Origin of the sequence: Roseateles sp. YR242 (assembly GCF_900109745.1) — a bacterium.
In the GTDB taxonomy this organism is placed as follows: domain Bacteria; phylum Pseudomonadota; class Gammaproteobacteria; order Burkholderiales; family Burkholderiaceae_C; genus Roseateles.
The window spans coordinates 153,771-165,586 of the sequence record NZ_FOAV01000010.1; the positions used below are offsets into that span (position 1 = coordinate 153,771).

Annotated in this window: 9 protein-coding genes; all 9 read left to right on the top strand. The window is 64.8% G+C overall.

The window, feature by feature from the left end; all coding sequences use genetic code 11:
* The first annotated feature begins 1 nt into the window (after nucleotide 1).
* The 9 genes from BMY53_RS18320 (at nucleotide 2) to BMY53_RS18360 (ending at nucleotide 11,753) form a co-directional block, all read left to right on the top strand.
* Nucleotides 2-811 (top strand): gamma-glutamyl-gamma-aminobutyrate hydrolase family protein, encoded by an 810-nt coding sequence (locus BMY53_RS18320; RefSeq protein ID WP_092947923.1) that lies wholly within the window; start codon nucleotides 2-4, stop codon nucleotides 809-811.
* Nucleotides 804-1,667, top strand: coding sequence for a fatty acid desaturase family protein (locus BMY53_RS18325; RefSeq protein WP_177200941.1), 864 nt, complete (start codon nucleotides 804-806; stop codon nucleotides 1,665-1,667). The genes BMY53_RS18320 and BMY53_RS18325 overlap by 8 nt, the downstream gene beginning before the upstream one ends.
* Nucleotides 1,627-2,757: a pyridoxal phosphate-dependent aminotransferase gene (locus BMY53_RS18330; RefSeq protein ID WP_092947925.1), complete on the top strand. Its 1,131-nt coding sequence runs from the start codon at nucleotides 1,627-1,629 to the stop codon at nucleotides 2,755-2,757. Before BMY53_RS18325 ends, BMY53_RS18330 begins: the two co-directional genes overlap by 41 nt.
* Before the next feature lie 5 nt (nucleotides 2,758-2,762).
* Nucleotides 2,763-4,886, top strand: coding sequence for a TonB-dependent receptor plug domain-containing protein (locus tag BMY53_RS18335; RefSeq protein ID WP_177200942.1), 2,124 nt, complete (start codon nucleotides 2,763-2,765; stop codon nucleotides 4,884-4,886).
* A gap of 60 nt (nucleotides 4,887-4,946) precedes the next feature.
* Nucleotides 4,947-6,761, top strand: coding sequence for a threonine--tRNA ligase (thrS, locus tag BMY53_RS18340; RefSeq protein WP_177200943.1), 1,815 nt, complete (start codon nucleotides 4,947-4,949; stop codon nucleotides 6,759-6,761).
* 63 nt (nucleotides 6,762-6,824) lie between these two features.
* Nucleotides 6,825-8,087, top strand: a complete 1,263-nt coding sequence (locus BMY53_RS18345) for a cation:proton antiporter (protein WP_092947928.1) — start codon at nucleotides 6,825-6,827, stop codon at nucleotides 8,085-8,087.
* Between the two features lie 285 nt (nucleotides 8,088-8,372).
* Nucleotides 8,373-10,109 carry a tannase/feruloyl esterase family alpha/beta hydrolase gene (locus BMY53_RS18350; protein ID WP_218151261.1) on the top strand — a complete coding sequence of 579 codons (1,737 nt, stop codon included), beginning with the start codon at nucleotides 8,373-8,375 and terminating at the stop codon, nucleotides 10,107-10,109.
* Nucleotides 10,110-10,180: 71 nt separating this feature from the next.
* Nucleotides 10,181-10,792, top strand: a complete 612-nt coding sequence (locus tag BMY53_RS18355; protein ID WP_092947929.1) for a hypothetical protein — start codon at nucleotides 10,181-10,183, stop codon at nucleotides 10,790-10,792.
* Between the two features lie 97 nt (nucleotides 10,793-10,889).
* Complete coding sequence (locus BMY53_RS18360) at nucleotides 10,890-11,753, top strand: alpha/beta hydrolase family protein (protein WP_092947930.1); 864 nt, start codon at nucleotides 10,890-10,892, stop codon at nucleotides 11,751-11,753.
* Nucleotides 11,754-11,816: the final 63 nt, after the last annotated feature.

Consider the following 11,816-nt stretch of genomic DNA (forward strand, 5'->3'; position numbering starts at 1 on the left):
GATGAACAGCAAGCCCACGGTGCTGGTGACCGCCTGCAATACATCGCTTCACGTTCCCGGCTGGGGTGACCTGGCCCACCAGAGTGTCTTTGATCGTTATCTGCGCTTCGTGAGCTCCGAATGCGGCGCCTTGCCCCTCATCCTGCCTGCCATTCCGGTGGCCGATGCCGTACTGCGCAGTCTGCTGCAGGACGTGGACGGCGTGCTGCTGACCGGCGCCGCCTCCAACGTCCATCCTCGCCACTACGGTGCCGAGCCCCGCAGCCATCACTTCGACGAGCAACGCGACGAGTCCTCGCTACATCTCATCCGGGTCGCATTCGGCATGGACCTCCCGTTGCTGGGAATCTGTCGGGGACTGCAGGAGATCAATGTCGCCTTCGGCGGCAGCCTCTGCCAGGCCGTCCATGAGACAGAAGGTCGCATGGACCATCGTTCCCGCAGCGCTCCCACCATCGCGCAGCGCTACGTTCCGGCTCATCCGATCACTGCAGTGGCCGGTGGCTGGCTCGCGACACGACTTGTCCAAGCCGGCCACGCCGACCAGGCCTTGCATGTCAACTCGGCTCATGGGCAGGCGGTGGATGTCTTGGGGGCGGGCCTCCAGCCGGAAGCCTTTGCGCTGGATGGCACGGTCGAGGCGCTGCGCGCAACCGCTGCCACCTGCGTGGTTGGCGTGCAGTGGCACATCGAATGGATGGAGAACTGCGCCGCTTCGCGCGTCGTCGGCGAGGACTTCAAGGCGGCGCTGCAAGCCCGGCATCAACGCCGCCGTGCGTCGCTGGCTAGTGAGGAGGCATTCCATGCGTGAAACCACGCAAACAACCGTCTGCGACGGGACTGCTGCCTCCATCAAAGCCCTGCACCAAGTGCCGCGGCTAAGAAATGCTGTTCGGTTGTTCCTCTTGCTTCTGCTTTATGGGGGCCTGGCGGTGCTGGCATGTCGCAGCGGCATTGGATGGGGAGCGTTGGCCGTCCTGGCGATGGGCCTGATCCTGGCCGGACTTCTGAATGCGGCACACGACTGTGTGCATCTGAGGTTGACTGGCAACCGGCGCGTGGATGCTGCTATAGGCCAATGGCTGTGCGCGCCATTGCTGATCAACTTTCCCGATTTCCGACAGGCCCACCTGCGCCATCACCAGCATGCGCGCGGGGCCGCGGACACCGAATGGACCGGTGTCTTCACGAGCCGGCAGCATTACCTGCGGTATCTGTTTCTTGGCAATCCGCTGCGTGGTCAATGGCGGGTCTGGCGGATGTTTGGCCCACCGGCGCGCGAGGGGGACGGTGTGGTCCGCAGCACCCACGTGTTGCTGCTGGCGCTCCTAGCCATGGCTCCGGCTGAATTGCTGTTGTGCTGGGCGGCGCCGTACGTGATCGGGCACGTCTTCATCCGCTTCTTTTCGCTTCCCGAGCACTACGGTCTGGTGGAGCAAGCCGATGTGGGCAGCATGACGCGGAGCGTGCGCTCCGTGGCCCTGGTGCGCTTCCTGTTGTGGGAGGCCTCGTTTCACGCCGAGCACCACCGTTGGCCGGGCGTTCCCTCTCTGAACCTGCCCGCACTGCATGCGCTGAAGGCGATGGCCCTGCCCCATCTCTACCCCGGATACCTACGCTTCCACCATGAGCTCTACCTTTCCCTTCCCCAGCGCAGCAAGCGATGAGCACACGGCGCCGGACTACATTGCCTGGCTGACCGCGAACCTGCCGGGCCGGCGCAACCTGGCCAGTGCCGGGGCAGGCGTCGATGGTGCCGCAGTGCTGGCGGGTGCCGGTGGCGCAGACACCGAAGACGGCCTCGACATCTACGCGCTGGCCAGTCGGCGTTACCACTGCCCCCTGGACTGCCTGGTGCCGGCGCTGGGCGCCACGCACGCGATGGCTCTGGCCGTCGGCGCATTGCTGAAGCGCGGCGAGGCGATGGCGATCGAGACACCGGGATACGCCCCATTCACGCAAATCGTGCAGGCCTGCGGCGGGCGGTCACTCCCTGTCCCACGTCCGCGCGTCGGCGGCTTCCGCATCGACATGCAGGCCTTGCGTGAAGCCCTTTCGGCCGGCGCCCGGGCCTTCATCCTCACCAATGCCCACAACCCCTCAGGCGCCGTACTTCATCCGGAGGACATCCTCGCTGCCGCGTCGCTGTGCGCCAGCTTTGGCGCATGGGTTCTCGTCTGCGAGATCTACGATCCCGCCGCGTTCTCCGGCCGGCCGGTCTGGTTCAGCCGCAGTGCTTTCCGGGCGGCCCCCAACATCATCTGCATCACCTCCCTGGCAAAACTGGCGGGCCTGGGTCGGGAGCGTATCGGTTGGGTCGCAGCACCGTCTGAAGCAGCGCAACATATACGCGCCTTCCGCGGCGTCACGATGGGCGATGTGATGCCCGCATCCTTGGAACCTGTGGCCCGCCGCTGCGCCGCGGCGATGGAGGCACTCGAGCAGACCTTCACGCAAAGCATGCGGGCGCGAGAGAACCTGGTGACCGAATGGCTGGCGGATGTAGGCAGGTTCGTGCCCGCGACGCGCTTTGCCTGGAGCGCTTTTGTCCTGCTGCACTTCGGCAGCCCGGAGGCCGTGCAGACGCTGTGTGACAGGCTGCTCCGGGCGTACAACCTGCTGATCGTGCCCGGAAGATTCTTCGGCGCGCCCTGCGACGCCCGAATCGGGTTGGGCGGGCCGCTGCACAGCCTGGCACCTGCACTGGAGATGCTGGGCGCCGAGTTGCGCAGCTCGCGCGCGGTATGGGGAGGATGAAACCAATGCGTTCGATTTCGACGGCAAGGGGGCTGATGGCCACCATCGCGATGGGCGCTCTCCAATGCCACGCACAACAGGCGCAACCAGCGCGGCAGGCTGAGGAAGCCCGCCAACTGGAGGCGGTCAAGGTCACCGGTCGCGCGACGGCTGCGACGGGTGACGTTCGCCAAACGCTCGCTGCGGAAGAACTCCGCGCCTATGGTGCCCGCTCCCTGGCAGAGGCGCTGGCGGCGATCCCCAGCATCACCGTGCTCAGCAACAGCCGGGGCGAAAAGGAAATCACCATCGGTGGCCTGGGTGGCGGCTACACACAGTTGCTGGTGAACGGAGAGGTGCCGCCGCGCGGCTTCTCCCTCGAATCTATCCCGGTGGACATGATCGAGCGGGTCGAGATCATCAAGTCTGCCCGGGCCGATATTTCCAGCCAGGCAGTCGCCGGGACCATCAACATCGTGCTCCGCCGTGTATCGGCAGCCAGCGAGCGAATGCTCAATGCGTCCGCCGGGCTGCAGGGAGGCCAACCTAGCGTCAGCACCAGCTATTTGACGGGCATGCGGGCTGGCGACCGAGCCTGGTCGTTGGCAAGCTCGTTCACCCATGAAGTGAGCGAGTGGCGCAGCCGCGCCGAGTCCGCCACTGGCGCGGGCGCCGACACCACTGCGCGCCAGACCGTGTGGGGCCGTGAACGGCCGAGCCAGCAGATGCTCTCGGTGTCTCCGCGGCTGTCGGTGAACCTGGACGCGCGCCGCTCCGTCACCGTGGACGGAACAATCCAGGCCGGGACCTTCCGCTATCTGGGGCTGGAGCGCCGCGAGCATGGCCAGGTGCTGGCAACGTCCGTGGCGGCCAACCGGACCGAACTGGACAGCTCGCTGGTGTCCTTCCTGGGCTCCTTGGCTGCCGCCTCGAAAAGCGAAGACATGGATCTCAACGGCAAGCTCACGATCGGCTCGGCCCACCGGACCTCCAACGGCCACATGCGGGCCACCGGCAGCGACGAAGGCCTGCTCCTGTCCCGGGACGTGGACGCGTCGCAGACGGACCAGACCGCCACGCTGACGGGCAAGGTCGTGTGGAAATCGGCCGAACGCCATGCGGTGAGCGCTGGTGTCGACGTGCAGGCCATCCGGCGCGAGGAAGGACGGGACCAACTGGAGCAATCACCCGTCAGTCTGCCGACCGAAGACATGCACGACGACGTTTCCGCGACCATCCTTCGGCAGGCGCTGTTCCTCCAGGACGAATGGACCTCTGACCATGGCCATTCCGTTTATGCAGGCCTGCGCTGGGAAGGGGTCTCTACCCGTGCCGGCCAGCAGGACCAGGCCGCCGTGAAGTTGCGCCACGATGTGTTGAGCCCCGTATTTCAGGGCACGCTCAAGACGGGTAGGGGCACCGACCAAGTCCGGCTCAATCTGGGCCGAACCTACCGCATGCCTGGAGCCCGGGACCTGATCCCACGCAAATGGGTGATGAATGACAACAGCCCGACCACGCCCAATTTCATTGGCAACCCCAGTTTGCGCCCGGAAGTGGCCTGGTCGGTGGGCGTGACGTACGACGTTCAATGGAAAAAATCCACGTCATTGAATATTGGGGCTACGTTCAAGGATATTAAGGACGTGGTGATGCAATCGGTGACAAATGACCGGGGAGTGTGGATATCCCGTCCCGAAAACTTTGGCTCGGCACGACTTTGGAATATCTCCACCGAGATGAAGAATGATTTTCAGAAAAACATGACGCTGAAGTTTTCACTCAACCAGAACTATTCAATGCTGACCGGCGGCCGCGCCCTTTTTGGCCAGCCGAGGACTTCACTCGCACTTAATATCGAGTCGCGTCAATCGCCAGTCAACTGGGGCGGGTCCGTTCGATACGAACGCTGGGTCAATGGCAATGCCACACTGCAACAGACCTCATTGATGGAGCCGCGCGCCACGTTGGACCTTTTTGCCGCGCGCGCCATCGGCAAAACGGTTCATGGCCGAATTGCCGTGACCAACCTGCTTTCCAGGAGTCGTCAGACGCATGAACGGTTTGCGAGTGGAGACATTTGGGAACGAAGATACTTGGAAGCGGCTGCTCCCGCGAAGATCACAGTGGGAATCGAGTGCAAGTTGTGATAGCCTCCCGACCGGCCTTTTGGCCTTTCGGCCGCCCCGCCATTCATGAGTACAAATACGATGATTGACAATCATGAAGCGGATCGCGAGGCATTTGCCAGCGATTCCGAGTTCTATCTTCACCGACTGCGTCACAGCGCTGCTCATTTGATGGCGCATGCCATCAGTGAGCTGTTCCCGCTGGCCCAATTCGGCATTGGCCCCGCCATCAAGGACGGCTTCTATTACGACGTTCTGCTGGATCGCACCCTCACCGATACCGATCTGGAAGCGATCGAAACCCGGATGCGCGCCATCGCGAAGTCGGACCTTCCCATCGTGTATGCCGAGGTGCCGCGCGAGAAGGCCATCGAGATGTTCAAGGCTGCCGGGCAGCCCTTCAAGCTCGAGATCATTGACGCCCTGACGGGACCGATCGGCGTCTATTCACAAGGTGACTTCTTCGACCTGTGCAAGGGTCCGCACGTGGATCGGGTGGGGCGCCTGAAGCATTTCAAGCTGCTGCATGTCTCCGGCGCCTATTGGCGCGGAGACCCCAAGAAGCCACAGCTGCAGCGAATCTACGGCACGGCTTTCCAGACCTCTGCCGAACTCACGGAATATCTCACTCGCCTGGAGCAGGCCAAGGCGCGCGATCACCGCAAGCTGGGCCGGGAACTCGGCTTGTACTGGTTCCATGAATGGGCGCCAGGCTCGGCCTTCTGGCTGCCCAAAGGCACGGTGCTCTACAACGTCCTGGCCAACAAGATGCGGGAGCTGCTGGTGGATGCCGGCTACCTGGAGGTCAAGACGCCGCTGATGTTCCATAACGATCTCTGGAAGACCTCCGGGCATTGGGAGCATTACAAGGAAGACATGTTCCTGATCACGGAGAAGAACGATTTCCTTCTCCAGTCGGTGGGCGAGAGCGAACCCGGTGAAGTGGTGGAGCCCCCCGACCGGCTGCTGGCGCTCAAGCCGATGAACTGCCCGGCCCACATGCTGATGTTCCGGTCGGAGAAGCGCTCCTATCGCGACCTGCCCATCCGCTTCCATGACCAGGGCGTGCTGCACCGCAACGAGGCCAGCGGTGCCCTGTCGGGTCTCACCCGCGTACGTCAGTTCTCGCAGGACGATGGCCACATCTTCATTTCCGAAGAAGGGCTGGCGGCCGAGGTGGAGAGCCTGATCGCGCTTGTACGCCGGGTCTACGAAAAGTTCGGCATGACGGTGGAGGTGGCGTTGGCCACCCGGCCAGAGAAGTATCTCGGCCGGCTCGAGACCTGGGACAAGGCCGAGGCGGCACTGTCGGCGGCCATCACCCAGAATGGCTTCCCGCTCAAGCTCAAGCCTCAGGACGGTACCTTCTACGGCCCCAAGATCGACTACCAGGTGACGGACGCCCTGGGGCGGCAGTTCCAGACGGCCACGCTGCAACTGGACTTCCAGGGGCCCGAGCGTTTTGACCTGACCTACATCGGCGCGGACAACCAGGAGCATCGCCCGGTCATCATCCACCGGGCCATCTTCGGCAGCTTCGAGCGCTTCATCGCCATCCTCGTCGAGCATTACGCTGGTGCATTCCCGTACTGGCTGGCACCGGTGCAGGCCCAGATCGTGACCGTCAGCAACCGCTCGGTGGAGGCCGGCCAGGCCGCCTTCCAGCGTCTGCGGGCGGCGGGGGTGCGTGTGGTGCTGGACGACAGCGACGGCACCGTGGGAGCCAAGGTTCGCGGCGCCCGCTTGCAGAAGGTGCCCTACATCCTCATGATCGGTGAGCAGGAGGCCAGCAACGGGACCGTCTCAATCCGGGCGCGTGGCAGTGAGGACGTGGAAACCGTGACCCTCGAGGAAGCCGCCCAACGCCTGGCGCGGGAGGCTGAATTCAAGCTGTGATGACCTGGGCCGCTCCGGCTTAAAAACACACACGGAGCGGCCTCCAATTCCAAGGGAGGGCCCATGCCCATTGCCAGTCTGTCGGTCTACTTCTTTCTACAAGCGGCCGTGATCATCACTGCCTGCCAATTGGTGGGGCGGCTGGCCCGTCGCATCGGCCAGCCGCAAGTGGTGGGCGAAATGATCGCCGGCGTGCTGCTGGGGCCCTCCCTCCTGGGTTGGCTGGCACCGGCATGGCAGGCGGCACTCTTCCCGGCAGACACCCGGGGCATGCTCTACGTGTGTGGGCAGCTGGGGGTGGGGCTCTACATGTTCCTGGTGGGCACCGAGTTCCGCACGGAGCACTTCAAGGCGGGTGCGCGGACGGCGGTCAGCGTGTCGCTCTCCGGCATTGCCGCGCCATTTGTGCTGGCGGTCCTGCTGACCCCCTGGCTCATGTCCATTCCCGGCCTGTACGGGGCCAGGGTGCAGGTCTTCGAAGCCTCGCTGTTCCTGGGGGCGGCCATCGCCATCACCGCTTTCCCGATGCTGGCCCGAATCATCCAGGAGCGCGGGCTGGCCGGCACACGCATCGGCGCGCTGGCATTGACGGCAGGCGCCGTGGACGATGCGGCCGCCTGGTGCATCCTGGCAGTGGTGCTGTCCAGCTTCAGCGGCCAGTGGGGCAGCGCGTATGCGGCCATCGGGGGCGGCGTGGCCTTTGCCGTGTTCATGATCTTCATCGGTCGACCGCTGCTGGCCCGGTTGTCCGGCCTGGTGACCGTGGGCGCGCCGCTGTCGCATTCACTGCTGGCCATCGTCCTGACCATCTTCTGCCTGTGTGCATTCCTCATGGACGCGATTGGCATCCATGCCGTGTTCGGCGGTTTCCTGCTGGGCTGCGTCCTGCCACGCGGCGAGCTGGTGGACCGGCTGCAGGGCCTGCTGCGGCCCTTTGTGGTGGTGTTCCTCCTGCCGATGTTCTTCACCTATTCGGGGTTGAACACCCGGCTGGGCATGCTCGTGGCACCTGAAGTGTTCGTCGCCGCACTGGCGATCCTGGCCGCTTCCTTCGGTGGCAAGCTGCTGGCCTGCTGGGCCGGTGCCCGGCTGGCCGGGGCGAGTTCCCCGGACGCCATGGCGATCGGCGCGCTCATGAATGCGCGCGGCCTGATGGAGCTGATCATCATCAACATCGGCTTGAGTGCCGGCGTCATCCTGCCGGGGCTGTTCTCGATCCTGGTGCTGATGGCCGTGGTCACCACGCTGATGGCCACGCCCCTGTTCAACTGGGCGGCGCGCCGGCAGGAACGGCTGGTGTCACCCGTGATGGCGCCCTCCGCCTAACAAATCCAGGGCGCCTCCCCGCCACTCGCCCTCTCACCGGGGGTGCAAGCATGCGGCCGAAGGGCTCGGGAGCTCAAGGACTGAGTGGCCCGCAGCGCGACGGGTCCCGCTGTGCTGTGCTGTGCCGTGCCGTGCCGTGCCGTGCCGTGCCGTGCCGAATCGTGATCCGTGTTTACGCCGATACGAAAGCGTTATCACGCCACATGCCGTGCGCTCTACCGTGCAGATTGCACGAATCCTAGACTTTTTTCTCCGCAGAAGGTCCCACAAAACCAAGGAGACAAAATGTTGAGTTCCCTCAAGCACCTGGCCGTTCTGGCCGGGGGGCTGGCAGCGCTCATGCTGACCGCCCTCGCGCCTCAGGCGGCTGCCGCCCAGTCACTGGCGCCGTTGCCAGCGGTTCCCGCGGCATTGGCCTGCGACCTCGCCACGTTCCAGGGCATGGATCTGAAGGGTGTCGCCGACGACAACGGCCAAGTCAGCTTTTCAGCGGTATCACTGGTGCCCGCGTCCGCGACAAACCCATCAGCGTATTGCTCGGTGCGGGGCGTCATCAGCCCTGGCGCCAGCTCCATCGTCATGAAGCTGCCCATCACCGGCTGGACACAGCGCTACGTGCAGAACGGCTGCGGCGGCGAATGCGGCAACGACAACCTCGGCAACCCGACGCAGTCGGCCGGCTGCTCGCTGGTGAACAGCGGCGAGCTTGTCACCGCCACCACCAACATGGGCCACACCGGCGCGCAAGGCGCGGGGTGGATCGTCAACAACCCATGGGCAGGCATCGACTTCGCCTACCGCGGCGTGCACGTCACCGCGCAGGTGGCGAAGGCGGTCATCCGCAAGTTCTACGGGCGCAGTGCCGTCTACGCGTACTTTGACGGCTGCTCCGACGGGGGCCGCGAAGCCCTGATGTCAGCCCAGCGCTACCCGAACGACTTCAATGGCATTGCCGCTGGCGCACCGGCCAACAACATGGACGTGCAAAACACGTACCACCATGCCAACCGGGTGCTGACCAACCAGACCACGCCCGGCTACATCCCGATCCCCGAGCGCAACACCTATCTGCTGCTGCGCGCCAATCTGCCCTACATCCACGCCAAGGTGGTGGCCGCCTGCGACACGCTGGACGGCGTGGCGGACGGCATCATCGACGACCCGCGCAACTGCAAGTTCAACACCGACACCCTGGTCTGCAAGAACAACGGCAATGAAGCCGGTTGCCTGACCCAGGCGCAGGCCGACGCAGCCTTCCGCATCCATGACGGCGCCAAGTCCGTCGAAGGCCTGCGGCTGGAACCGCAGATCGCCACCGAATGGGGCTCCGAACTCGACTGGTCCCTGTACATGCCGGAGGCACAGGGTGGCATCGGCTCGGAGAACTTCGTGACCGGCTGGCTGTACAAAACCTTCCTCAACAGCCCCTACAAGGACGCGAGCACCGCCACCCCGCGCACCATCAATGACCTGAAGTGGACCACTGCGGACTTCATCTCCACGGTGGCGTCCTCGCACCTGTACAGCGCCACCAATCCGGACCTGCGGCCCTTCGCCACGGCGGGCGGCAAGCTGATCCTCTGGCATGGCTGGGCGGACCAGCACATCTCGCCCCAGGGGACCATCCAGTATTGGGAATCCATGAGCAAGCTGACCCGCACGCCGGAGAGCTTTGCCAGGTTCTACCTGTTCCCGGGCATGGGGCATTGCGGCGGCGGCCTCGGCCCCAACACGTTTGACCTGCTGACACCGCTGATGGCCTGGGTGGAAAACGCGGCAGCGCCGTTTGCACTGGTCGCCAACAACAGCGCCACAGGGGTTTCCCGACCGGTGTATCCGTACCCCATGGTGGCCCGCTACAGCGGCGCGGGCAGCACCAGCAGCGCCAGCAGCTTCGTGCCCTACACACCGGCCGTGCCGTCGGATGTCAGCACCAGCAACGTCGGGAACTACCTCTACACGCCGCTCTTCAAGCAGTCGGCTTGCACGGCCATCGGCACGCAGATCGTCTGCACGCCTTGACGTTTGGGGGCGTTTTGGCGCCCCGCCTTCCCTCCCCTTGATCTTGTTGTCCTGAACAACGGAGTCTCATCATGAACATCGGCTTTTCAAGCAAAGCGCTGGGCACTGGCGTGCTGGCTCCCCTGCTGGCCATGCTGGCCATGCTGGCAGCGATGAGCCTGGCGCTTCCCGCCAAGGCCCAGAACCTCGTCACCAACGGCGGCTTCGAGACCGGCGACCTGACAGGATGGTCGGGCACGGTGCTGGCCAATCCTTACAGCGGCGTCTATTGCCCTGGCGCTGGCGGTGCACCCGAAGGCAGCTGCGAGGCGTTTCTGGGCACGGCCGGGTCGTCTGACACGATCAGCCAGATGATCAGCACGGTGGCCGGGCAGCTCTACACCGTGAGTTTCTCGTTCCAGTCCGATGGCAGCACGCCGAGCAGCCTGCTGGTCAGCTTCGGGAACCAGGCGGCCTACAGCCTCCTGAGCCCCGTCTCGACCGACCTGCACAGCTACACCTTCTCGGGCCTGGCCACCGGCGCGTCCACCGAGTTGCTGTTCAACTTCCGCAATGACCCTGGTTACTTCATCGTCGACGGGATCTCGGTGTCAGCCGTACCGGAGCCCGCCTCATTCGCGCTGTGCCTGGCGGGTGTGCTGGGCCTGGCCATGAAACGCCGGTGGACCCTGAGAAGGCGCTGAAACGGCGTGCCAGACGCGGAGGTGACACCCCGCCCCGGGAGCGCCCGATAGACTGATTTGATCGAGCGGCGACACGCTGCAGGTTCCGGCCACGATCATGTCTGACCCCCTGGCACTCACCTTGACCGCCGCGGACGGCTATCGCCTGTCCGCCAAATGCTTTCCGGCCCAAGGTGCTGCCCGGGGGCGGCTCATCGTCGCGGGTGCCACGGCGGTGCCACAGGGTTTCTACAGGCGCTTTGCGGCCTTCGCGGCTGCGCGGGGTTATGAGACGCTGACCTTCGACTACCGCGGGCTCGGCGGCTCAAGGCCGGCGCACCTGAAAGGCTTCCGGATGGATCTGCTGGACTGGGGACGGCTGGATCTGGCGGCGGCGGTGGCCCACATGGCGCAGCCCGATCTGCCGCTCTACATCGTCGGCCATTCCTACGGGGGGCACGCGTTGGGTGTGCTGCCCAACCACGACAAGGTGGCGGGTGTCTATGTGTTTGGCACTGGCGCTGGATGGCACGGCTACATGCCCCTGCTGGAGCGCCTGCGAGTGCAGCTGATGTGGAACCTGGTGCTGCCCGTGCTCACCTGGTGGAAAGGCTATTGCCCCTGGAGCATGCTGGGCCTGGGCGAAGACCTGCCCATCGACGTCTATCGGCAGTGGCGGCACTGGTGCCAATTTCCTCGCTATTTCTTCGACGACCCTGCCATGCAGGGGATCGAACACGAATTCGCCGCCATTCGGACCCCTATCGTGGCAGTGAATGCGCTGGACGATCTATGGGCGCGCCCGCAATCGCGCGACGCCTTTGTGGCGGCCTACCGCAACGCCCCGCTCATCCGCACCGATCTCGATCCCCACACGGTGGGCGGCAAGGTCGGCCACATGGGCTACTTCCGCAGCGGTGCCGAGCCGCTGTGGCAGAACGCGCTGAACTTCTTCGCCGGACTGCCCGCAACGCCCCGATGAGCGGCCCTACAGCTGCCCCACACCGGCTGTGCCCCGCACCGGCAACGGCCGACGAGGGGAACG

What these genes read in the sequence shown, in the direction of transcription:
- BMY53_RS18320 (WP_092947923.1), top strand. Translation starts at nt 2, where the DNA reads ATGAACAGCAAGCCCACGGTGCTGGTGACCGCCTGCAATACATCGCTT.
- BMY53_RS18325 (WP_177200941.1), top strand. Translation starts at nt 804, where the DNA reads ATGCGTGAAACCACGCAAACAACCGTCTGCGACGGGACTGCTGCCTCC.
- BMY53_RS18330 (WP_092947925.1), top strand. Translation starts at nt 1,627, where the DNA reads ATGAGCTCTACCTTTCCCTTCCCCAGCGCAGCAAGCGATGAGCACACG.
- BMY53_RS18335 (WP_177200942.1), top strand. Translation starts at nt 2,763, where the DNA reads ATGCGTTCGATTTCGACGGCAAGGGGGCTGATGGCCACCATCGCGATG.
- thrS (WP_177200943.1), top strand. Translation starts at nt 4,947, where the DNA reads ATGATTGACAATCATGAAGCGGATCGCGAGGCATTTGCCAGCGATTCC.
- BMY53_RS18345 (WP_092947928.1), top strand. Translation starts at nt 6,825, where the DNA reads ATGCCCATTGCCAGTCTGTCGGTCTACTTCTTTCTACAAGCGGCCGTG.
- BMY53_RS18350 (WP_218151261.1), top strand. Translation starts at nt 8,373, where the DNA reads ATGTTGAGTTCCCTCAAGCACCTGGCCGTTCTGGCCGGGGGGCTGGCA.
- BMY53_RS18355 (WP_092947929.1), top strand. Translation starts at nt 10,181, where the DNA reads ATGAACATCGGCTTTTCAAGCAAAGCGCTGGGCACTGGCGTGCTGGCT.
- BMY53_RS18360 (WP_092947930.1), top strand. Translation starts at nt 10,890, where the DNA reads ATGTCTGACCCCCTGGCACTCACCTTGACCGCCGCGGACGGCTATCGC.